General features: G+C 44.0%; 27 protein-coding genes and 1 tRNA gene. 8 read left to right on the top strand and 20 right to left on the bottom strand.

Going from position 1 to position 22,349, the window contains the following annotated elements; all coding sequences use genetic code 11:
* Positions 1-3: 3 nt before the first annotated feature.
* The 6 genes from QXR61_03420 to QXR61_03395 form a co-directional block, all read right to left on the bottom strand.
* A complete protein-coding gene (locus QXR61_03420) occupies positions 4-576 on the bottom strand; it encodes a CBS domain-containing protein (protein ID MEM3756998.1) in 573 nt (190 codons plus the stop codon).
* A gap of 125 nt (positions 577-701) precedes the next feature.
* Complete coding sequence (locus QXR61_03415) at positions 702-1,235, bottom strand: TIGR00295 family protein (protein ID MEM3756997.1); 534 nt, start codon at positions 1,233-1,235, stop codon at positions 702-704.
* Complete coding sequence (locus QXR61_03410; GenBank protein ID MEM3756996.1) at positions 1,228-1,740, bottom strand: transcription factor; 513 nt, start codon at positions 1,738-1,740, stop codon at positions 1,228-1,230. Before QXR61_03410 ends, QXR61_03415 begins: the two co-directional genes overlap by 8 nt.
* Before the next feature lie 90 nt (positions 1,741-1,830).
* Positions 1,831-2,379 (bottom strand): tRNA (cytidine(56)-2'-O)-methyltransferase, encoded by a 549-nt coding sequence (locus tag QXR61_03405; protein MEM3756995.1) that lies wholly within the window; start codon positions 2,377-2,379, stop codon positions 1,831-1,833.
* Positions 2,366-3,646, bottom strand: a complete 1,281-nt coding sequence (gene hflX, locus QXR61_03400) for a GTPase HflX (GenBank protein MEM3756994.1) — start codon at positions 3,644-3,646, stop codon at positions 2,366-2,368. The genes QXR61_03405 and hflX overlap by 14 nt, the downstream gene beginning before the upstream one ends.
* Positions 3,630-4,181, bottom strand: a complete 552-nt coding sequence (locus tag QXR61_03395; protein ID MEM3756993.1) for a multiprotein bridging factor aMBF1 — start codon at positions 4,179-4,181, stop codon at positions 3,630-3,632. Before QXR61_03395 ends, hflX begins: the two co-directional genes overlap by 17 nt.
* 135 nt (positions 4,182-4,316) lie before the next feature.
* Between QXR61_03395 and QXR61_03390 the strand changes: the two genes are divergently transcribed.
* Together QXR61_03390 and QXR61_03385 are read left to right on the top strand one after the other, a co-directional pair.
* Positions 4,317-4,814 (top strand): PUA domain-containing protein, encoded by a 498-nt coding sequence (locus tag QXR61_03390; GenBank protein MEM3756992.1) that lies wholly within the window; start codon positions 4,317-4,319, stop codon positions 4,812-4,814.
* A gap of 34 nt (positions 4,815-4,848) precedes the next feature.
* Positions 4,849-5,190: a nascent polypeptide-associated complex protein gene (locus QXR61_03385; protein MEM3756991.1), complete on the top strand. Its 342-nt coding sequence runs from the start codon at positions 4,849-4,851 to the stop codon at positions 5,188-5,190.
* Positions 5,191-5,208: 18 nt separating this feature from the next.
* Here QXR61_03385 and QXR61_03380 read toward each other — a convergent pair whose 3' ends face one another.
* From QXR61_03380 to QXR61_03365, 4 genes are all read right to left on the bottom strand, one after another.
* Positions 5,209-6,498, bottom strand: coding sequence for a radical SAM protein (locus QXR61_03380; GenBank protein ID MEM3756990.1), 1,290 nt, complete (start codon positions 6,496-6,498; stop codon positions 5,209-5,211).
* Positions 6,499-6,512: 14 nt separating this feature from the next.
* On the bottom strand, positions 6,513-6,800 hold the full coding sequence (locus QXR61_03375; GenBank protein MEM3756989.1) for a MoaD/ThiS family protein: 288 nt from the start codon (positions 6,798-6,800) through the stop codon (positions 6,513-6,515).
* Between the two features lie 97 nt (positions 6,801-6,897).
* Entirely contained in the window at positions 6,898-8,730 is a 1,833-nt protein-coding gene (locus QXR61_03370) for an aldehyde ferredoxin oxidoreductase family protein (protein ID MEM3756988.1), read from the bottom strand.
* Positions 8,731-8,851: 121 nt separating this feature from the next.
* The gene (locus tag QXR61_03365) at positions 8,852-9,277 is read right to left on the bottom strand and encodes a DUF1893 domain-containing protein (protein ID MEM3756987.1); all 426 of its coding nucleotides are present in this window, start codon (positions 9,275-9,277) and stop codon (positions 8,852-8,854) included.
* A 127-nt stretch (positions 9,278-9,404) separates the two neighbouring features.
* On the opposite strand from QXR61_03365, the gene QXR61_03360 reads away from it, so the two are divergent.
* Complete coding sequence (locus QXR61_03360; GenBank protein MEM3756986.1) at positions 9,405-10,487, top strand: Xaa-Pro peptidase family protein; 1,083 nt, start codon at positions 9,405-9,407, stop codon at positions 10,485-10,487.
* A 45-nt stretch (positions 10,488-10,532) separates the two neighbouring features.
* Here QXR61_03360 and QXR61_03355 read toward each other — a convergent pair whose 3' ends face one another.
* The 3 genes from QXR61_03355 to QXR61_03345 form a co-directional block, all read right to left on the bottom strand.
* Positions 10,533-11,156 (bottom strand): TIGR00296 family protein, encoded by a 624-nt coding sequence (locus QXR61_03355; protein ID MEM3756985.1) that lies wholly within the window; start codon positions 11,154-11,156, stop codon positions 10,533-10,535.
* 52 nt (positions 11,157-11,208) lie between these two features.
* Entirely contained in the window at positions 11,209-11,820 is a 612-nt protein-coding gene (gene psmB, locus QXR61_03350; GenBank protein ID MEM3756984.1) for an archaeal proteasome endopeptidase complex subunit beta, read from the bottom strand.
* A gap of 89 nt (positions 11,821-11,909) precedes the next feature.
* Positions 11,910-12,245 carry an MGMT family protein gene (locus QXR61_03345; protein MEM3756983.1) on the bottom strand — a complete coding sequence of 112 codons (336 nt, stop codon included), beginning with the start codon at positions 12,243-12,245 and terminating at the stop codon, positions 11,910-11,912.
* A 111-nt stretch (positions 12,246-12,356) separates the two neighbouring features.
* Here QXR61_03345 and QXR61_03340 point away from each other — a divergent pair, with 111 nt between their 5' ends.
* Entirely contained in the window at positions 12,357-12,920 is a 564-nt protein-coding gene (locus QXR61_03340; protein MEM3756982.1) for a nicotinamide-nucleotide adenylyltransferase, read from the top strand.
* A 34-nt stretch (positions 12,921-12,954) separates the two neighbouring features.
* On the opposite strand, the gene proC is transcribed toward QXR61_03340, so the two are convergent.
* On the bottom strand, positions 12,955-13,764 hold the full coding sequence (proC, locus tag QXR61_03335) for a pyrroline-5-carboxylate reductase (protein MEM3756981.1): 810 nt from the start codon (positions 13,762-13,764) through the stop codon (positions 12,955-12,957).
* A 332-nt stretch (positions 13,765-14,096) separates the two neighbouring features.
* On the opposite strand from proC, the gene QXR61_03330 reads away from it, so the two are divergent.
* Positions 14,097-14,264 (top strand): ribbon-helix-helix domain-containing protein, encoded by a 168-nt coding sequence (locus QXR61_03330; protein ID MEM3756980.1) that lies wholly within the window; start codon positions 14,097-14,099, stop codon positions 14,262-14,264.
* Positions 14,245-15,378 carry a cell division protein FtsZ gene (ftsZ, locus tag QXR61_03325; GenBank protein MEM3756979.1) on the top strand — a complete coding sequence of 378 codons (1,134 nt, stop codon included), beginning with the start codon at positions 14,245-14,247 and terminating at the stop codon, positions 15,376-15,378. The genes QXR61_03330 and ftsZ overlap by 20 nt, the downstream gene beginning before the upstream one ends.
* On the opposite strand, the gene QXR61_03320 is transcribed toward ftsZ, so the two are convergent.
* From QXR61_03320 to QXR61_03295, 6 genes are all read right to left on the bottom strand, one after another.
* Positions 15,375-16,049, bottom strand: a complete 675-nt coding sequence (locus tag QXR61_03320) for a CehA/McbA family metallohydrolase (protein ID MEM3756978.1) — start codon at positions 16,047-16,049, stop codon at positions 15,375-15,377. The genes ftsZ and QXR61_03320 overlap by 4 nt on opposite strands.
* A gap of 11 nt (positions 16,050-16,060) precedes the next feature.
* On the bottom strand, positions 16,061-18,076 hold the full coding sequence (gene metG / locus QXR61_03315; protein ID MEM3756977.1) for a methionine--tRNA ligase: 2,016 nt from the start codon (positions 18,074-18,076) through the stop codon (positions 16,061-16,063).
* Between the two features lie 58 nt (positions 18,077-18,134).
* Positions 18,135-18,836, bottom strand: a complete 702-nt coding sequence (gene rpiA, locus QXR61_03310; GenBank protein ID MEM3756976.1) for a ribose 5-phosphate isomerase A — start codon at positions 18,834-18,836, stop codon at positions 18,135-18,137.
* Between the two features lie 3 nt (positions 18,837-18,839).
* Positions 18,840-19,622 (bottom strand): hypothetical protein, encoded by a 783-nt coding sequence (locus QXR61_03305; protein ID MEM3756975.1) that lies wholly within the window; start codon positions 19,620-19,622, stop codon positions 18,840-18,842.
* 133 nt (positions 19,623-19,755) lie between these two features.
* Entirely contained in the window at positions 19,756-20,256 is a 501-nt protein-coding gene (locus tag QXR61_03300; protein MEM3756974.1) for a methyltransferase domain-containing protein, read from the bottom strand.
* Positions 20,237-20,476, bottom strand: a complete 240-nt coding sequence (locus tag QXR61_03295) for a hypothetical protein (GenBank protein MEM3756973.1) — start codon at positions 20,474-20,476, stop codon at positions 20,237-20,239. Before QXR61_03295 ends, QXR61_03300 begins: the two co-directional genes overlap by 20 nt.
* Before the next feature lie 130 nt (positions 20,477-20,606).
* Between QXR61_03295 and QXR61_03290 the strand changes: the two genes are divergently transcribed.
* A tRNA-Gly gene (locus QXR61_03290) sits at positions 20,607-20,684 on the top strand.
* A 65-nt stretch (positions 20,685-20,749) separates the two neighbouring features.
* Positions 20,750-21,958, top strand: coding sequence for a site-specific integrase (locus QXR61_03285; GenBank protein ID MEM3756972.1), 1,209 nt, complete (start codon positions 20,750-20,752; stop codon positions 21,956-21,958).
* The last annotated feature ends 391 nt before the right edge of the window (positions 21,959-22,349 follow it).

The raw sequence follows: 22,349 nt of genomic DNA, 5'->3' as shown, positions 1-22,349 counted from the left end.
ACATTAATATTCTGACATCCTTTCCGAATAGCAGTCTTCGCAAAGATATATTCCATCAGCCTCTCGAAGATTGTCGGACCAGGCACCACAGTTATCGCAATAGCCAGCTAGAGGTAAACTTTCTTCAATCTCTCCACCAGCAGATATCTTCGCCTTCTCTTGAATTATCTCAATTAACTCTGGCGTTACAGACAGGATGTCTTTGCTGGAAATTATTCCGACAAGCTGCCCCTTATACATGACAGCTAATCTCCTGATATTGTGGCGATTCATTTCTTTAGCAGCCTCATTTATCGTCTTGTCTGCATCTATAGTTATTAGCGGCGTGCTCATAATTTCCCTTGCCGTAACGTTGCTTGGCTGAATGTCTTCCGCGACAACTCTTATGACCAGATCCCTTTCAGTTATTATACCTATCGGCTTTCCGTCCTCAGTGCTTACGATCACGCATCCGATATTATTGTCCCTCATAAGTTTGGCGGCTTCATCTGCCCTCGAATTCTCCTTAACCGTTATAACCGGGCTCGTCATAACATCTTTAACAAGCATTCTAGATCTAATCTCAAGACCATCCATAGCTCTCTTCCTCTCTAAAATAAGAGGAGAGGAAGTCATTATTTAGGTTTTTGATTTTCCAACTTAATAACGCTATATGCTCTGATAATAGGCTAATGAGAATCGACCTTATCTCAAAAAGAAAACTATGATGACCCGCAGATCCTAGAAATTTCATCATGAAGGCGCTTAATCCTCTCGATCGCCGGATGATCCTTCCCTAGCTCGTTTTTAAATCGCTCTATGGTTTCTTCAATCGAAATAATTTTTGACCCTTCAATCAGCTTATCGGCATAAGCAACTATTTTTTCCTCAACTGTCTCCGGTATGTAGTTTTTATTTGGCCAACCGAGTTTTAAGGCTTCTTCAGCGGATATCCCGCCGCCTACATGGCGCTCTATAATTCGTATAATCCGCTCTGAAAGACCTAGCGATCTAGCTATTTCAGCGCCGGCAACCGCGTGATGAACACTGTGGGTTTTTGATCTGCCTATATCGTGTAGTAGTGCCCCAACATGCACAAGATTAACGTTAACTGTCACACCATTCTTCATGCATTTTTTAGCAATTTCAACCGCTAGATTCGCTACAGCCTCGCAATGCTTTATTACATCGACGGAGCAACCAACTTCTCTAAGGATTTTAAGTGCCTCTTCAGGCGACGGCAATGTTTCACTCATTTTTCAGCTCACTTTTAATGCGTTCAATTTTTTTGGAGAGAGCGTCGATTACCTTACTGTTATCATAATGAACGAGAGGTTTATGGCATATTGGACATCTAAAAAGGTTTTCAGTAGCCTCTTCAAACGTCGTGCGCTTGCATCCGGGAGTATAACAATAGTAGAAATCATGTTTTTTCTCATACTCAAGCCTAGTCTCCAGCTTCTCAAGCACACGTTTTTTCTGACTTATTATGAACCCTTCCACCTGATCCATTTGAACTCTCCAGTGAAATATGAACCAGCCAGTATCCTTGTCTCTAGTCCTTCTTAACCCAACTATTGAGTGTTCGTAAAGTCTGTAGAGAATTTTCCGCGCTTCATTAATCTTGACCCCTGTCTTCGCCACGATTTCTTCCTCAGTCATCTCATCGTTTTGGCTGAGAACCTCAATTATTTTAACGGCGTTATCGCCGCCGATAATCTTAGCGACTTTAGCTAACGTATCGCGGGCAACTATGGGCATACTCGATCGCACTCAATAATTTATTATACTCTATGAAACTTAAATTAATCGGAAACAACCTAGTAATTCACGATGAAGAATAATTCGATTTTAGGCTAATCTTATTATTTTCTTACCTTTAGCCTGCGGAATAATCTTGATCTTAGCGTTCTCGAACTCCCTTCTTAGCTCCCCGCCCATATATAGCTCGTGTAGGAAGACGCTTAACGCTCCAACCTCCGAGTGCGGTTGGGAAGTTATTGAAACGTTCCAATCTGCAACCTCATAAACCAACCTCGGAACCTTCTCGCCGCCAACAATCACAAGTTTATCTTTTCCCGACCCCCTAATTTTACTTATAACTTCGTCTAATGGTAGGCCATACATCGTCAAGTGTATGATTTCGCCGCCATTTTTCCGCCACCCCTTTACCTTCTCCACCCAGTTTTCAACGTATTCGATGCTGAAGGAGCCGCCCCATGTTTTAACCACCCTTCTAATGCTTTCTTCAACCTTCTCATCCTTTTGACCGCTATAAAATGCTCCGTGAGCCCCGAACGCTCTAGCTACGAGAAAAACATGAGTTGTAACCCGCTTATCCCTCTCCACTCTATGTCCAAGTCTAAATACAAACACTCTCCATGCATCACGAGAACTCAAATCTGCCACCTATTTTCTCAATTTGACCCCTAATTTTATCTACTAGGCTCGCTGGCGCACTAAAATGTACATGAAGAGAGTCGTTATTACACGTAACTTTATGAACTTTTGCGCTCTCAAAGATCCATGAGAGAAAGGACAGGGAATCTTGGTTAACTGGCAGCGTCGATGATAAGGCAACATATCTCCCTAAAAACCTCAAGATTTCCTTTTTAAGTAAGTCTAAGTTAGTTCCATAGAGGGCTGATATTGGAATAAAATCTAAGTCGAAAACATCCTTTAATTCTTCTATTCTCATATTTAATTCTTCTTCCGACAATAAGTCAATTTTGTTTAATGCTACTAGGATCGGTATACCGATAGCCCCTACCTCACGTATGGTCTCTAAGGAAGCGGTTAATTTTCTCAGAACATCGCTCATTTCTTCGCTTACATCGACAACCAAGAGAATTAGATCAGAGAAAATGGTCTCCTCAAGGGTGGAGCGAAATGCCTCTATTAACGTTATCGGTAATCGATCTATGAATCCAACGGTATCTGTTATAAACATCTTTTCGCCAAATATTTCAGCGATCCTCGTAGTTGTCGAAAGGGTCGTGAAGACTTGTGAATCCACCGGAACATTTTCTTTAGTTAACGCATTAAACAACGTGCTTTTACCAGAATTAGTATATCCGGCCAACGATATCGAGGGAAAACCCATTTCGGCTCTATGGGCCCGATGAATCTCCCTGGTTCTCCTGATCTCCCTCAGCTTCTCCTGAATCTTGCTGACTCTCCTTTTAACAGCCTCATAGTAAACATCTGCTTCATATTTACCTAACCCATGAAACCCTGGCTGCTCACCCATTTTGGCAAGCTTAACTTTTTCTTTAGCATTAGCTAACTCGAACTTCAATCTCGCTAATTCGATTTGAAGCTTTGCCTCCCTTGTTGACGCTCTCTTAACGAATATTTCGAGAATGAGTTGTAGTCGATCAATAACTTCGACCCCAGTCAACTTGGCAAGATTATATATTTGCACAACTTTCAGCTCATTCCCGAAAATCACTTTTTCAGCTTTAAGGTCTTTAACCATTTGCGCAAGCTCTTTCGCTTTACCAGCACCTATATGATATCGTGGGTTGGGCGGCCTAACCTGCTCGATTGAGCCTACAACCTCATATCCTGCTGCCTCAGCTAATGTTTTAAGCTCATCTAAACCGGATTTTTCAAAGGGCTCCCTACGGTATACTATTATCGCCCTCGTTTTATGCTTCCTCCTCATCTCTATCAGTCTTCAAGTGAACTATTTCACCTAAAGTAATGCCCCTCCCACTCCTCACGTTCTCGACTGGTTTTTCTAGCCCGGTTTCAAGGGACGGCGATCTAACCAATAATCTTATTTTTAATGCGTGTTCAATTTTCGCCGCTAACCTTATGTCGGGAATAAATTTCTCACTCTCAATCTTCTTTATTACGGACTCCTTCTCACCAATCTTTTTAGCCAGCTCCTCAGGAGTTAAACCTAGTTTCTCTCTCGCTCTCTTAATTAAATTGCCAAAGCCCTCAACAATCTCCACATCTTCAATAACGCTTGTGTCTGGTTGGCCCATCAAGGCGGGTTTCGTAGGCTTTCGTGACGAAATTGAACTCCTATCTGCTTTAGGCTTATTTATTTTCTCTTGAAGTTTTTCAGATTTAGATTCCCAGTAGCCTGAGCCAAGCTTCGCGCATTCGCCGCAAGTAATCATTCTTGCTCCTTCTATGATTACTTTGTTTGGTTTTCCAACTATTTCCCGCCCGCAAACTTCGCACTGCAAACCTCTCTACACCTAGATGATCCTCTCTACTTTACTCATTTCATAAACTTAAATATTAATTTCTTCATCCATACATTTTTAGGCATTCCTGAATGAATATATTGAATGGATGCCGGAAGGGAAGGAAGATCTTTTATGTTTAGCAAAGAATTTGCTCTGGAACGTATAAGGAAGATAGCTGATTATCAGTTTGGTAAAGGTGTGGGAGAGCACCTCTTCCCAGACGATGTTAAAATAGTTTTCTCTAAAGGAACTGGCAGAATAAGGCACGTTTACCTGAATGGTATTCTTTTAGCAACATTAAATCCGGTAACAGGTTTCTTTTCATTAACTATAGAGGGTGCGAGGAGAGTTTTCTCTTCAATGAAGGTTAAACGCCTATGGGTTAAAATCAGAAGCGACGCCGTACCCTTCGTTGAAAAGGGTAGCGATGTTTTCGCTAAGCATGTAGCCGATTCAGATGAGGAAATTCTTCCGGGGGAAGAAGTCATAATCATAGATGATTGTGGAGATGTGGTCGCTGTTGGCAGAGCTCTGCTCTCCGGAGCTGAGATGAAGGCATTTAAGAGGGGTATTGCTGTAAAAGTCCGCAGAGGGAAAAGTGAAGAGATAAAAGAGCGAAATGAAATATAATATTGATTAATGGATGCTCCGCGAGGCTTGCATAATGCGTAAAATAAGCCCTAGGGAAGCCAGAAGACTTATGCAACGTATGGGTTTAAACATGACAAACCTTAACGTGACAGAAGTTGTCTTAAAAACCGAAGATAAAGAGATAATCATTGAGAATCCTGAAGTTACAGTTTTAGACCTACAAGGACAAAAAATATTCCAGGTAGCTGGTGGAAAAATATCTGAAAGAAGCGTTAAGAGAAAGGCTGTAATCCCAGAAGAAGATATACTTTTAGTTGCACAGCAAGCGAATGTAAGTCTAGAGGAAGCAAAAGCCGCGCTTGAACAAACAAACGGGGATTTAGCGCAAGCAATATTACTTCTAAGCCAAAGATAAGAGGGATATTGAGAGGCGCTATATATTACACTGAGCCAAGCCTACACTGTATAAGCACTCGCTGCAGCTGGGCTCATTCAAATAACAATCGATGTTATTGGTTTCCGCAAAGAAGCACTTAGACGCCGAATATGGACAATCTCCGCACCAAGGTATATTTTTAGGCATTTCCCACCTAACCTCCCTGAAAGATACGTACTTCTCTTTATTCCATACATCTATGATATTCTCGTTCCACGAGTCCCCAAAGATTACGGGGTTCACGATTTTAACGTGCGCATTAACGTAAACTGGGTGCTTATAAGCGAACTCTGAACAAGGCGTAATCAAACCGTCTGACCTGACGAATACCGTTCCCCTGTCAACATAGGGGCACACCCTGCTCTTAGCATCCGGATAAAGATTTGGGAGCTTTAGTTCTAAGCCATGCTCGTAGGCTATTTTCAGGCTTAAACTAAACACCTTTTCAACCTCACTAATCGTGGAGAATCTGTCGATCGACTCAAACAGGAGGGGGAGGTTAATCCAGTAACCGTTGTCCTCGGCCTCTCTCCAAAACTCATCAATCATCTTAGAGACTTTAGGCTCGATTTTAACACCATATATTGTTCCAAGTGTTTCATGGAGCGCCTCAGCTATAGCTTTCTTCCCATAACTTAGAATTGATTTGGTTATGTCCAGTGATTTTCTGCTTATGGTAGTGTATACTGAGTCTAAGAACATAGTCTCGGTGTACGGTACTACATGTGAGACAAGAATGTAGTCAACATCCTCTCTAGCTGCCTCCTCGACAAGTTTAGGAAGATCCATAAAATTGCTTCTCATCAAAACAGCTTCGACACCTAGCTTAAAACTGTTTTTGCTAAGCCTTTTAATTCTCGCTATATTGCGAAAATTATTGAGGAGCGATGCTGGTTCAGCTCCGCTTCTAATATGTTTTAGCTTCGCAGCATCAGATGTATCGATAGAAAACGAAATGTTGTCTACGCCGATCCTCATTATCTTCTCGGCCAATCTCGGGTTTAACATGGACCCATTTGTACTCACGAGGAGCTCGGAGTCTTTCGATAAATTTTCTCTCGCGATCTTAAGCATGCTGACGAAGTTTGGGTTAAGAAACGGTTCGCCCAACCCATAAAGTATAAGTCTCTTTAGATATCGAAAAGCGGATTCAGCGATCTTCCTATATAGGTCTAGGTTTAGGTCTACTGGCCTAGCATCCCAAGATCTCCTCACACACATTTGGCAGCTGAAATTACATTTATTCGTTACCTCAATCTGCAGCGCGTCTGGATAACTCATAACCATGCTCCTCAAACAAATTAACCGCCAGCTAACGGTGGAAATATAGATACCACGTCCTGATCCTTCAGCTTTACGTCTCCTCCTAGATCCTTAATGTTCCTACCGTTAACCGCGAATATAAGGTCGTCTCTAACTTTCTCGCGCTCTCTGTCATAAACATCATTTAGAAAGTCTTCGCCGAGAATTTTGGATGCGCTTTCAATTAAACCCTTTACAGTCCCATCACAGTTAACCGTTAACTCCTTAACCCCATATTTTTTCCTAAAGGTTGCAAAGAACAATACTTTAACCAATACGCATGACATTAAACACCACTTAATAAAAAGTATGAAGAAAGAAAAATAAAAATAGATTGGATTCTGATGGGTTTATGGGACTTGACTTAATCTACCGCTCTACCGTTTATATCTCTATCTCAAGTTCCTTTAATTTCTCTGCAGTTGGCACGCCGTTAACCCAGCCTCTAAGCCTATAATATTCTTCCTTCATCTTCTCTAACTCAACAATATGCCCTTTAGCTGGGCCTTCAGGCATTGGTTCCTCCAGTAACCGCTTAGGTAAAGTGTCGTCCTTACCGTCAAAACCGAGCTTGTTTATTATAACTCTCTCTAGATTATATATTCGCTCCCCAATTCTTAGCACGTCATCTTCTGATAAGCTCCAGCCCGTAACGGCTGAAAGTAGCTCAGCGTAATCCTTAGCCCCCAAAGCAAATGTCGAGAACAAACAGTTAACCGTGGAATTAACAACACATGTGAAGTCTTGGAAGAGTTTAGCCCATTTGGCCTTACCTTCCGGCGTTAAAGGATCGATTTTTTCAGGGATCCCCAAAATTTCCGCTGAGACTGTGTATCCGGTTACATGGCATCCTCCCCTATTCGCTGTAGCATAGGTTAAACCTATGCCTTTCATAGCCCTTGGATCATAGGCTGGCATTTCAAGCCCCTTAACGCTCATTGAGATCTCCGGATGCCCGTAGATTTCACATAGCTTCTTTGAGCCGAGAGCCAAATATTTGCCAAAACCAGCTTTATACGCGGTTCGCCAAACAGCCTCAACTAGAGCTGTTGAGTTCCCAAACTTTAAGTCGAGACCCTGAAGGTCTTCTTTAGGTATATAGCCTCTCTCGTTTAGCTCCATCGCAGCTGCTATAGTTGACCCCATGCTAATTGGATCCATTCCGAACTCATCGCAGTAGTGGTTAGCCTTAACTATAGCATCTAAATCCTTAACCCCTGTTGAGCCGCCTAACGCCCATATTGACTCATATTCCGGGCCTTCCGTCCCAATTATCTGGAACGGACCTGAGGAAACGCTTGTAACCCTTCCACATCCTATCGTGCATCCCCAGCATGCCCTTCTACCAGTCAGATAAGTTTCAGCCAACGTTTCGCCGCTTATCTTATCGGCATACGGGTTTACACCGGTCTGCCAATTCTTGTATGGTAATCCACCAGCAGTATTAATAACGTTGATGAGGATCGATGTACCGTATGTTGGCAGCCCCTCACCTGTCACGCGGTTCTTCCTCATGGTCTCCAGACACCTTCTAGAGACTTCTCTAAACACGTCCCGATTTGCCACAGGAACTTCTTTCTTACCCGAAACAACTATCGCCTTAAGATTCTTCGACCCCATAACCGCGCCTAACCCTGTTCTCCCAGCAGCCCTATGCTCATCATTCATTATGCATGCCATGCGGACAAGGTTCTCACCAGCCGGACCAATACATGCAACACTAATATTTTTGCCGCCAACTCTCCTAGATAGTATTCTGCATGTATCAAAGACATTCTTTCCCCAAAGATCACTAGCGCTCCTCAACTCAGCTGAGCCGTCAACAATTGAGAGGTAAACAGGGTCTTCAGATGCCCCCTCAATAACGACCATGTCATACCCTGAAAATTTAAGGAAGGGACCCCATTCTCCACCTGAGTTAGCGCTCCCAATAGAACCGGTTAAAGGAGATCTTAACGCCATAACGTGATATCTACCTGAACATGGGAAACCTGGTATACCGGTTCCCGGGCCGGTCGCGAAGATTAGAACGTTTTCTGGCCCTAAAGGATTTATATCGGTTGGGGAGAATCCCTTAGACTCGTATTCCTTTAAGTAATTGTAGAGTAGGTAAACCGCGTAGCCCTTTCCACCTAAATATTTTTTAGCAATGTCCTCAGATATAGGTTCAGATCTTAATGTCCCTGTGGTTAAGTCGACTTTTAGAATATTGCCCATGTACCCGCCTGACAATTTGACCCCCAAATATAAATTTCAATTCTGTTTATATTTAAATCTTTGAAAGAATAAAAATTTAGACGATCTATTCAATTTTCTGTATATGGGAGTGTAGAGGCGCTTATTGATCAGCAACATCTGTTTTAATCGATTCAAGGTATCTTTTTATTTTAATGTAAGCCTCGCTGGGTGATTGTACAGTTAAAGATAATTTCTCAAAAGGGCACATGTTGGTTCCCTGCTTATTCATTATTTCCGGAACCAATCTATCATATTCAACCCTTACATTATACTTTATCAGGGTATTAAGACCTCTCTCACTTATTGTGACCGCGTAAACCTCTTCTGCTTGAAAATAGGCTAAAAGTAAAGCGGCGGCTCTCCCGACGATTTTATCGGCGACAGAAGACGAGAAGATGAGGTCCCCTAGGCTATCTATGGCTCGTATCAATCCTAATAGGCCTTGAAGGCTTGATTTAAAGATAACCTTTTCATCCTTAACTATTACAAGCGATAAATCTTTTTCCTTTAACTCTCGTCTAGCTATCTCAAGGCTTTGTGAGCGGATGACGCCTCCACTCCCAACGCAATATTTTCATAGATAAATAGGATTAAGCAAAAATATAAATTGAGTAAAACTATTCGACCAGAGCATTCCGTTGGAGGAAGATAAATTGCCAGGTTTTAGGCGTATTGAAAGGATTAGAGAGGTTTTAGCCCGAAAGAATGTCGACGCGCTACTAGTGTTTGATGAGAAGAATATACGCTACTTTACCGGTTTCCCCTGGGGTTTTAGGCTCTTAATCCCATTAGATGGCGAATGCACTCTTTTCGTTCATGCGGTTAACTATGAGGCTGCTAGGGAGATGGCTGAAAACGTGAAGGTTGATTTGATAAGAGTTGGAGAGAAGGCGGACGAAAAAATCTTTGAAGAGATAAAAAGGCATGGGTTTAAATCTATGGGTTTCGATAGGGCCAGCGCATCCGACTACATTAAGATTAAAAGCAACCTAAAAGACCTCAACATTGAGCATTTAGAAAACGACGTTTGGTCGCTAAGGAAGGTGAAGGATGATGATGAATTGGCGCTGATAAGTAGAGCCGCGGAATTAACGAGGCGGGGAATGATGAAGGCTATCGAGGTTGTTAAGCCTAGGCTGAAGGAGTGGGAGGTTGCCGCAGAAATAGAATATGAGATGCGCAGGCTTGGCTCAAGCGGCGTCGCCTTTGACACGATAGTTTGCAGCGGGCCGGAATCGGCGTTTCCGCATGGCGGCTTAGGCGGACGTGAAATTAAAGAAGGAGATCTCGTCGTGATAGATGTTGGTGCGAAGTATAATGGCTATTGCGCAGATATGACGAGAACATTGGTTGCTGGGAAAGCATCTGAGAAACAAATGAAGCTGTATGAGATCGTCAAAGAGGCGCAAAGATTAGCGATCAGACGGTTGAAGGCCGGCGTGAAAGCTAGAGAGGTTGATGAGACCGCTAGGAGATATATCGGGGAAAAGGGTTACGGCGAATATTTCGTCCATGGTTTAGGGCATGGTTTAGGGCTTGATGTGCATGAACCACCGGCAATTGGACCAGCAAGCGAGGAAATATTGCTCCATGGTAATGTCGTGACAATTGAGCCGGGCATTTACATTCCCAAGTTCGGTGGGATACGCATAGAGGACACGGTTCTTGTGCTTGAAGAAAAGGCCGAGAATATGACGGCCTTAGGCGTGGATGAAGACACTATAGTACTTCACTAATCCTATTGCTGGGCATCCGGCTCCTTTAAGCGTCACGCAAGTATTTTATTTCCTAAGAGTCTTTCTAACAACTGATCCATTTGGGCTTGTTTCCTCAAAAATTATGCACTGAAACTTGTATATTTTCGTCCCTTTCAGTAGCCAGCAGTCAGGGGGGAGCCCGGCTTTCAGGCAGCATTGGCACAGAAACTCTTCTTCATCCCAGTTCCATTCGACTGGTACCTGAGGCAGCAATAAACCCTTATAAAATCCTCTTTCAACAATTAACCCATCTTCACCAACCTTTATCTTTGATGGATATTCTCTGGGAGAATCAACCTTAATTAGCTCTGGCTCCGTTAATACGCTTACCTCAAAGACTACATTATCGAGCTCACGTAGGGTCATTGGTGGAAACCTAGGGTCTCTAGTTGCGGATTCTATAGCTGCCTCTATAACTGCTCTAACAAGCGGATAAACAGGGTATGGGAAACCTATGCATCCTCTAAGGCTTTTCTCCTCGTTAATCACGCTGTTTATTGTGACAAACACGCCTTTTTTCTCAAGAAGACGTGGCGAAACGTTTTCCGGCGGACTAATTATTTTACCATTCTTGAGGTTTTCTCTAACGGCTTTTCTGGCAAGCCTAACTAGAAATTCCCCTTCCTCATCAGTTAAATTAAATTCCATATGACCTCTCCATAGGGCTCCTTACAGGTCTTATTGAGGTTATAAGGAGGTTTCAGAATTTTATGGACTCCTCTTTAACGCCGTTCCTCGTTATTATCAGGAGGTCTATTCCATCACCGCTCATAGCATCTCTGCTTATGGCGGATTTTATCGCCTTTATCGCCAACTCTCTGCCCTCTTCCACAGTCATATTTTCTTTGTACGATTCCTCTAGAACACCTATCGCGATCTCCGCCCCGGAGCCTACAGCCGCGTATTTGTCGGGTATCGTTGAACCCAAAATATCAAGCACGTATACTGAGGGGCCTTCATCATCAACTCCGCCAATGATCGTCTCGGTTATATAGGGGATTAATCTGCTGCTGAAGAGCAGATTCGACATAACTTTCGCTGCAGCTTTAACGCTTATGGGACGTCCAGACTCAAGTTTAAACAGGTTGGCGTAAACGCTGACTTCTCGCACTAGTATCTGCATGTCTGAGACTAAACCAGCGCATGCCGCACCTATATGGTCAGATATCTTAAAGACTTTTTTCCCTACGCGGCTCAGAACAAAATTCCCATATGATACCCTTTTCTCAGATGCTAGCACGACGCCATCTGAGCAAACTATTCCAACGGTTGTTGCTCCTGGAATCGTTATATATTGACCTTGTGCATCCAATTAGAGTCCTCTCCATTAAATGCTCCCGTAAACATTTATCTCTCAAAGACTATAAACGATCCTTGATTATTAAGGATTACTAAAGGCGACTAATAAAGTATTTCCCAGCTTAGCCTAACCCTATAGCCTTCTACTGGTATACCTTCCTCTACAAGTAGCTTTTTCCGCCACTCTACTTCTTCCTCAGTTTCGCCTACTATTCGGCCATCGGATCTAACGACTCTATGGCATGGAACCATTGGCGCAAGCGGGTTTTTATGCAGTGCATTTCCCACAGCCCTGAAAGCTTTTGGTCTACCGATCTTTTCCGCTATGCGCTTATATGTGCTCACTTTCCCTCTTGGAATCTCGGATACAGCCATTAAAACGCTTCTCTCAAACTCGGTCTTTTCACATAATTTCCTTAAAACGTCCTCTCGAAGCATCAAACTATTTCTACTCCTTTAAAACATAAGTATGATTAATGCATTCTTTAATAAAACTTTATTAATGTTTAAGGTTAAACCGAGAATGACGTTAACGGAGGCTAATGGAGAATGGATGGAGAAGCAGGGGTTGAGGGGAAAAAGAGGTTTTACAGAGCTCTATATGTAGGGCGCTTTCAGCCATTTCACCTAGGGCATTCAGAAGCCATAAAATATATTCTCAATAATGCTGCGGAGATAGTTATCGTTGTCGGCAGCGCCCAAGAAAGCCACACGCTTGAAAACCCCTTTACGGCTGGTGAAAGGGTTTATATGATTAGATTGGCCCTTAATGAGATTGGCGTGGATCCAAGCAGATACTATATTATCCCGGTGATAGACCTCGACGTACACAGCCTATGGGTTTCACACGTGTGCTCTTACACCCCGAAGTTTGAAGTGGTTTACTCTAATGAGCCTTTGACTAGACGGCTATTTATCGAAAGCGGCTTCAGAGTCGAATCCATACCATTCTTTAGGAGAGATGTTTGCTCGGCAACTGAAATCAGGCGAAGAATGTTGTCCGGCGCAAGCTGGGAGGAATTGTTACCGAGAAGCGTTGCCGCCTACATTAAGGAAATAAATGGGGTTGAAAGATTGAGAGACCTAGCAAAAACCGATAAAATTATATCCTAGCAACAATAGGATCTCCAAACCTTACATACCTAATCTAGTCCACGCTACTTTTTGATGAGGATATGCGTGAAGATATCTCACGGGATTTTTCCATAGCTGCTTTAACAGCGCTCATAAATGCATGTCTGATTGGGACTTTCTCTAGCTCAAAGAGACCGCTTACTGTGACGCCGCCCGGTGTCGTAACCATATCACGTATTTGGGAAGGAGATCTCCCTCCCTCAAGTATTAGTTTCCCTGCCCCAATCATAGCTTGAGCCGCTATTTTTAGGGATAGTTCCCTTTCTAAGCCGATGTTTAATCCAGCGTACATCATGGCTTCGGCTATTAGCGCCAAGTACGCTGGTGCACATCCGCTTAAAGCCGTTATAGCATCCATATATGACTCATCAATCATGTAAACCTTCCCTAAAACGCTCAGAACCTTAATCGCTATTTCAAGATCCGCTTGGCTAACATCTGGGCTAACTGAGTAGGCTGTGAATGATTCGCGAACCATTATGGCAAGGTTTGGCATAGCCCTAATAAACTTAGATTTTGGAGATATTTTTTTAAGAAAATCTAATGATACCGCTGCAGCCACAGATATAATAATTTTCCCCTCAGATTCTTCGGCGATCTCCTTCAGCGCTGGTTCAACATCTCTCGGCTTAACACATAAAAATATTATGTCCGCAGATTTAGCCGCCATCCCGCTATCCGCAGTAACTTTTAAACCTAAGTTCTCAAGCTCCCTTATTCTCTCAGCCCTCTTCTCCGCAACCGTGACGTCATATCCAGCGGCGACAAGATTTTTAGCTATAGCTTCACCAATAACTCCTCCACCTATAACTGCGATGTTCATGATATCCGCCTCTCCAGCACAGAGAAAAGCTATATTAAAACCGATATAAGAGAATGTTGTCTCACATAAGGCAACTCTCTACTGCTGAAGCCGCGGCAATTCTAACGTCTAGAAGAGTTTTTGGTGAAGTCACCATGTTTTCTTTAGATGAAAATTTTAAGCAAAGGAGAAGCGCTTCCATCAAATAGTCACGATTATTGATATACATGGAACGCCAAAAAAGAAAAATTTAAAAAGGGAAGGCACAAACATGTTTGGATCATATTCAGATATTATTATGCAGAATTTATGCTGTTTATGGAGCAAGCATCTTTTGCGGTGGTGGTAGAGTAATGAAGCTCATAACTATATATTTGCCTGAACCGTATTTAGAGGCTTTAGATGAGCTGGTTAATAAGCGGTATTATCCGCATAGGGCTGAAGCCATTAGGGCGGCTATACGTGATTTAATTGAAGTTGAGTTATGGGGACGGAAGGGTCATGGCAAAACTAGCCGATAAAGCGCTCCAATATATGTGGAGTGAGAACTTGGAGAGGGGTCTCCGGGAGCCCGGTTATTGCCGCATAATGGTTATTGGTGTCGGCGGCGCTGGAAACAATACTGTGAATAGGTTGATGGAGTCCGGTGTAATTGGTGCGGAATGCGTGGCGGTTAACACTGACCTGCAACACCTAAATGCTATTCACGCCCACCAGAAGATACTTATAGGGGAGAAGCTTACAAAAGGTCTCGGTTCAGGTGGAGATCCAAATATCGGTAGAGCCGCTATCGAGGAATCTATTGAACAGGTTGAAAAAATCTTAAATGATGTTGACGTGGTTTTCGTGACTGCGGGGATGGGTGGTGGAACAGGCACCGGAGCCGCGCCCGTAGTCGCCAAGTTGGCTAGGGATAAAGGGGCCATAGTTATAGGAGTTGTCACGATGCCGTTCAAGATCGAGAGGGGTAGAATTAACATCGCCCTTAAGGGATTAACTGAGATGCGTCGAGAATGCGACACCGTGATAGTTATCGATAACAATAAGTTGATGTGGCTCGTTCCGCAGCTCCCAATAAACGAGGCTTTTAGGGTGGGCGATCAGGTTTTAGCAAACATGATTAGAGGCATAACAGAGATAATCTCTATGCCGAGCTTAATAAACTTAGATTTCGCAGACTTTAGAACAATAATGAAGCGTGGCGGGGTAGCCATAGCTGGAATCGGTGAATCTAATGCGCCTAACAGGGCTGAAGAGGCTGTTCAAAAGGCTTTAAGAATGCCCTTACTTGACGTAGACTATAGTGGTGCAAACGGCGCATTAATCCATGTATCGGGCGATGAAAGCCTGACTATTGAGGAGGCAAATACTGTCGGTGAGATCATAACTCAACTGATGAGCGACGACGCTCTAGTGATTTGGGGCGCCAGAGTTGATCCAAGTCTAAAGGGAACTTTGAGGGTTACGCTGGTTATGACTGGCGTTAAGTCACCATACCTGCTTAGCGGCTTCGGATCAAAGGCGATGGATCTGCCTGACCTAGACCCACAAGACCAGAAGAAGGTTGGGAGAAAAGAGAGAAGCGGCTTAAACATCGGTCTAGAGATGGAGAAAATACCTGTCTTAGAAAGCTAAAAGATTCTTTTTAAAGTGTGTCTCAACCTTAGGCTTATCGGTGTACCCTTACCCAGCGGCTCAGTCAACCCTTTCTTTATAGATTCGATGACGCTATCTATGTCTCTATCGCAGTCATTTATGATCGTGTAAGCTAGGCCTATAGCCTCCGGGATATGTGAGTCGCTCCCAGCTGTCTGCGGCAAATTATAGCGCATAGCGAATTCTCTACATCTATTGGTCGACAGCCGAAAAGGGAGAACCGATGAATTGATGACTTCAATCGCATCCAGACCATAGGAAATTATTTTCTCGTTCAAGCCTACACCTTTTTTAAGGGGGGCTCGCGGATGCGCCGCTATAGCTATGCCGCCAGCATCATGAATCTTTTCAACGGTTTCCTCGACGCTTAGGCCGGGTGAAATCGGTGTTGCCAAATTTATGCCCAGTATATGCCCCTGCTTAGTTGTGACCTCTATGCCTGGAATCACCATCAATCTATCGGGCTTACTGCGTTTGCTGATCGCCTCAAAGGCCTTCGCTATTTTCACTGCGCCTGCTACAGTGTCATGGTCAGTTACTGCAACCCCATCCAGCTTTTTCGCTCTAATTTGAACTATTAGGTCTTCTAGGGTTATTGAGCTATCTCCTGAGTAGCATGTGTGAACATGTAGATCGAATTTAAGCGGCATTTATCCAGCCACTATCTCACTTTGCTCCCTAGACTAATAGGTTTCTCCGGCTCTATTAAAACCACGCTGCTTTCATCCTGCGCGGCTAAAATCATCACCTCGGATTCAACGCCAAAGATCTTTTTAGGCTCAAGGTTCACCACGACGACAACGTGTTTTCCCTCAAGGTCTTCCCGCCTATAGTATTTTGCTATGCCGGCAACGGCTGTTTTAGGGGTTCCGCCACCTATATCTATTATCAACTTCAATAGATTCTGCGATTTAGGTATATTTTCGACTTTAACTATTTTTCCAATCCTCATGTCTATTCGCGAAAATTCCTCAATCGATATTTTCTCTCCACCGGATCTAATTTTTTCAAGCATGTTTTGCAACTCCTCCTCAGTTGCTTCAATTTTACTGAACAGCGGCTCAGCCTCACCGATCTTATGGCCGGCTGGCAGCGGCTCATATGCATTATCCCAAGACACTTTATCTTGTAAATTGAGAAGCGCACGCATTTTTTGAGCGGCTATGGGTATAAATGGCTCAAGTATTATCGAGAGGGCTTTAACTATTTGCGCTGAGACGTAGAGGGTGTTTGCCGCGACCCTAGGATTGGTTTTAATTGTCTCCCAAGGCTTCTCCTCATTTAGATACCTGTTCCCTATACGGCTTAAGTCGATTGCCTCACGTAATGCTAGCTGCAGCTGAAAGTTGCTTAACGCGTTGTCAACAGACTTAATTTTTTCACTTATAGCGCTCAATACCCTTTTATCCGACTCATCTAGATCCGTTGGCTCCGGCACCCTGCCGTCAAAATAATTGCTTATGAATTTCAGGGTTCTATGAATGAAGTTGCCTAACGTGTCATTTAAATCCGAATTCACTTTTTCAGCAAATATGCTCCACGTGAAATCCGAGTCTTTTGTCTCAGGGCGTATCGATATGAGAGTGTACCTCCAATAATCTACTGGAAACATTTCTAGGGCTTCGTCTATCCACACCCCTATTCTTCTGCTCTTCGAGGACTTCTGTCCGCCGAATATAAGCCACTCATTAGTGCACACGTTCCATGGAAGATTATAGTCCTCGTGCGTCGCCATTAATAGTGCTGGAAAAATCAGCGTGTGAAATGGAATATTATCCTTTCCTATGAAATATAATGTTTTTGTATTTTTGTCAAACCAATACTCTTTCCACTTCTCACTATCACCCAACCTCTTAAAATACTCTATAGTCGCCGAGACATAGCCCAGAACCGCATCAAACCAAACATATATTGTTTTATCCTCAGCGCCTTCGAAGGGGGCCGGAATCCCCCATTTATTGTCTCTAGTTATCGGTCTAGGTTTCAAGCCCTCTTTCAAAAGATTTATGCTGAAGTTTCTCGCGTTATCCGGTAGCTGGCGATTACCCTCTATATATGCAAGAAGCTTCTCCGTAAATTTTGGCATGTCAAAATACCAGTGTTTAACCATTTTAACCTCCGGTTTTGCGCCACATACGGCGCACCGAGGCTCCAAAAGCCTTGTCGGCTCCAAGAGGCGCCCACATTGTTCACATTGGTCTCCTCTCGCCCGCTCATAGCCGCAGTACGGACATTTTCCTTCAACAAACCTGTCTGGTAAGAAGCGGCCGCATCTCGAGCAATAGGGGAGCTCGTCCTCCTTAGTGAAAATATAACCGTTTCGCTCTATCTTAAGCATTACCTCTTTAACGAACTCTTTGTGGACTGGGCTTTCGGTTCTCGTGTAATTATCAAACGATATAGCCCATCTCTTAAATAGCTCTGAGACTATCCTATGGTTTCTATCCGTTAACTCCTTTGGAGAAACGTTCTGTTTTATGGCTTCGATCTCTATTGGTGTACCGTGCTCATCAGACCCGCTGACAAATAAAACCTCTTCGCCTTTAAGCCTATAGTAGCGGGCGATAACATCCGCTGATAGAATCGGCAGTAAATTCCCTAAATGCGGTACATGATTAATGTACGGCCAAGCCGCTGTAACTAAAACCTTTCCGAGTTTAACGCACCTCCTTAACAGTCAAAAAATATTCGTAGAATCTCATACTTAAATAAAGCGGCTAAAAACCAAAACATGATTAATTCTTGCCCGCGCTCACCTTTTTTACAGCCGTCCTCGTACCTATATAAGCCAATTGCGCCATACCTATAAATAAGCCGGTTTCCACAACCCCTGGAATCATCTTCAATCTCCTTTCAAGACTTACGGGATCGTCGATTGTTCCGAAATCCACGTCTAATATGAAGTTTCCATTATCGGTTATGAACGGAGTATTCTTTTTGCTCTCACGCAAGAATGGTTTTCCACCAATCTCCTTTATCTTCGCCGCCACGAGTGGTTCGGCGAACGGCAATACTTCGATCGGTAGGAGCTGCCCTTTACCGAGCTTATCTGTTAGCTTTCTCTCATCGGCGACAATTATTAGGCGTCGAGAGGCTGCCGCAATTACCTTTTCTCTTGTTAATGCTCCCCCCATGCCTTTTATCAAATTTAAGTTTTGATCAATTTGGTCAGCGCCGTCTATAGTTAAATCTATCACTGAATGCTCATAAAGGGTTGTCGTCGGTATACCGAATCTGGCGGCTAAGAGAAACGACTGGTAAGAGGATGGTACACCGAGAACCCGCAGCCCTTCCTCCTTAATTCTCCGCCCAATCTCCTCGACAGCGTAAGCAACCGTGGAGCCTGAGCCAAGCCCTATGATGAAGCCATCCCTAATATTTTTAACGGCTTCTACCGCGGCTCTACGCTTCGCCTCCTCAACCCAATCGCAGCCCATATGTTATTCCTCAACCTCCATCTGACTTAACTTGTTGAGAACCTTCTCGATCTCAGCCATTATCTGCTCGATTCTTTTGTCAGCCTCGCTCTTCTCGCCAGCTCCAGATTGTTCAATAGTGCTGGCCTCTTCAACGGGTTTGATTTCTTCAGGCATAACTTTAGGCTTAGCGGGTTCCCGCCTCCTTTTAGGCGCAGCCTGTTTCTCAACCTGCACCTGCGAAGTTAAGGTCACTGCTTCTTCAGGTTTTTCTCCCTCTTTTGTTTCCCCAACTGGTTTAAAGGCATGTTCTATTGGAGGTAAACCGACTATCGCCCTAAGCTCCTCGATTCTTCTGTTAAGCAGCTCAAATCTTTCAGAAAACATTTTCACGAATTCTTCCTGCATCTTCTCTAATTCGCTTAATGCTATTATCGACTCTCCGCGGGCAATTTCCTGCTTCACTCTCTCAAGATCCTCCCTATACTTTGAAGCTAAGCTGTCTCGCTCCTCAGCCGTTATTTTTCCTTCAGCGTGCGCCTCATAAAGTCTTCTGAGAGCATAGCTCAGTATTTCTCTCTCAACGTCAAGAACCCTCAACTTATCTCTAGCCTCGCTAACAACCCTATCTGGGAGAGCTCTGCTAACGGTTAATGGCATCAATTTCCCAGCTGAACTATTCTTTAGTCCAGCTTCCTTCTCCACGACAGATTTTCTTCTTTCCCGCTCCATTAGGAGCAGCGTTATGGACGCCACTGTGGTAATGCTGAAGATTATAGCTAAGTAGAACCACATCTCCTCGAGCAATCCTTCTTAGCCCCTTGAGCCGCCTACAATAATAATGCTCATTTCTCAGATAATATAATTTTTGCTCCCTTTAAGTGAACCAAACAATTCGACAGGAAACTTTAACGGTAGGCTGCTTCACATTAAACCTTTTCTACCATCTACGCCCAATTTTATGTCCATGCTTACCAACTAACGGCACGAAGGCTACTCCTCCAAGATCCTCTTCTATTATCCTATTATCCACCGTTTTTCTTACCCGTATAAGTGTTTGGTAAAAACCTACGTCGCCTACAGGGATAACCATCACCCCACCTGGTTTAAGCTGCTCTTTAAGCGGTTTTGGAACATATGGTGCAGCCGCCGTCACAAGTATCCTGTCGAAGGGGGCTTTCTCAGGATAGCCCTCAGACCCATCACAACATATGACCGTGACTCTATCGCTATAACCAGCACGCTCAATATTCCTTCTAGCGAACTCGGCTAACGCTGGAATTATCTCCACAGTGTAGACATGGCCCCACTTATCCCTTAAAGCATCGTTCGGAGCAACGATCTCCGCGATCGTCGAAGCGTGCCAACCGGAACCGGCGCCAACCTCAAGAACCTTATGTCCGACTTCGAGCTCTAGGGCTTCATTCATTATGGCTACCATGTCTCGCCGGGCCATCTTCTTGAGTATGGCCCTGTGGCGCGGAAACAGTCTGTCCCTCGCCTATCGGCAAAGGGGTGTCGATCGCAGCGTATGGTTTCTGGTCAGCGGGCAGGAAAAGGCTTCTGGGAACAAGCCTCATAGCTCTGATAACCCTAGGAGACCTGAGTATACCCTGCTTAATCAAACTATTTATAAGATTCTCCCAATCACCCTCAGACAAGACAGGAGCCACCCCCACATCACTTAACCACAAAGCTCTAATAAACGCACATGCTTATTAAAATATTAGTCCCAAGCGGAAACTTAAATAGATCCAAAAATTTAAAATCTAAATTGAGATAAAAAGCAATGCGGCCGTCGTCTAGTCTGGTCTAGGACATCGGCCCCCCGCGCCGACAACCCGGGTTCAAATCCCGGCGGCCGCACCAATACCCCTAGTTCTGGTGCGGTTACCATAAGCCCAACTTTTAAGTTTTCAGGTACAGAGTTTAATGTGATAGCGGATATACATGATTATGCTGGTAGACTTCGGAGTGCTAGGGAGAGGCTGAGTAGGCTGGAGAACAGCAGCCTACTATTATCATTTATAGATCATTTAAGCGCGCTCGGATTATCGGCGGGTAGGGTTGCCAAGTATGCTAACCTGCTATGCATGCTGATGAAGAACTGCTCATTCGACCCGGCTAAAGCTGATAGGCGCATTGTCGAGCGCGTAATAGCTTGGATAAACAGTCAGCCCTATAAATCATCGACTAAAGAGGATTTGAAGCTAGTTGTTAGGAAGCTAATTCAGTATGCTAAGTATGGTAGCTGCGGGCGAGGAGCGCCAGTGCCACCTGAGGTCTCATGGTTCAATATAAAGAGAAGTGAGAAGGACAATAGAGTTAAGCCTGAGATGCTGCTGTCGCTTGATGATGTTAAGGCCATGATCAACGCTGCCGAGAATGAGCGTGATAAAGCGCTAATATCAGTCTTATTCGAAGCGGCGCTTAGGCCGGGTGAGCTACTGACAATGAAGGTTAGGAGCGTTGAATTTAAGGATAACTACTGCCTGATCTCCGTATGCGGTAAGACTGGCGTTAAGAGGATTCCGCTGGTTGCGAGCCATAGGCTCCTACTGGATTGGCTGATGAAGCATCCCAGGAGGCATGATCCAGACGCACCACTATGGATATCGCTGAGCAACAACTCCAAAAGCAAGGCGATGAGCTACTACTATTTCAGGAAGCTAGTGAAGGAGCTGGCTGAGAGGGCTGGGTTGAGGAGGGATGTTTGGCCATACCTTTTTAGGCACTCATGCCTAACAGCCCTAGCAAAGATCCTGACGGAAAGTAAGCTTGAGCTCTATGCAGGCTGGGTTCACGGTTCTAAGATGGCTAGACGCTACGTGCACTTCTCAGCAAGAGACTTAGAAGAGACTGTTCTAGAGATCCATGGACTTAAAGAAGCTAAGCGGGCTGATGGAATACTAAAACCAGCGCGATGCCCAAGATGTGGAAGCATGAACCCGCCGAACAATACCAGATGTGAGTACTGTGGGTATATACTAGACAGAAGCCTAGCGATTAAGGCTGAGGAGGAAGAGCGGAAAAGGGAGGAGAAGATAGTTAGGATGCTTGAGGAGGCGTTTAAGCGCCTCGAGGATCTTGAGAAGGTTGTTTATGCTGTGATCGCAAAAGCTCAATACACTCAGCAAGAATAGCCTTTAAGGCTGAGATCTCCCTTAAAATGGCCTCAAGCTCCTCCTCACTAACAACCACATATCTACCACCAGCCACATAGACCACCAAAAACATGGAGAATCCTAAACTTAAAAGCAGGCTATATGAAAGCTAGCGTGCAGATACCCTGAAGCGCCTAAACACGCAAATGCATATTACTTAAGCCCCGAAAAATCAACGGCCACTAAAAACCTCGAAAAATCAACACATAAAGCAAAGAGACGTTAATGTGCACTAAGAATCACCAGAACCGGCGAAGGTTCTGGTGACTTTTAATGCACAAATCGTATTGTTGACTAAGAGCGGCAAATAAGAATGTTTATTCAAGGTTATAGTTTTTGTTGATTTTTCGCGGCACTTGACGCTATATTA

The sequence above is a fragment of the Candidatus Bathyarchaeia archaeon genome (assembly GCA_038882715.1).
Classification (GTDB): domain Archaea; phylum Thermoproteota; class Bathyarchaeia; order Bathyarchaeales; family DTEX01; genus DTEX01.
This window is presented reverse-complemented; position numbering and strand designations above follow the sequence as displayed.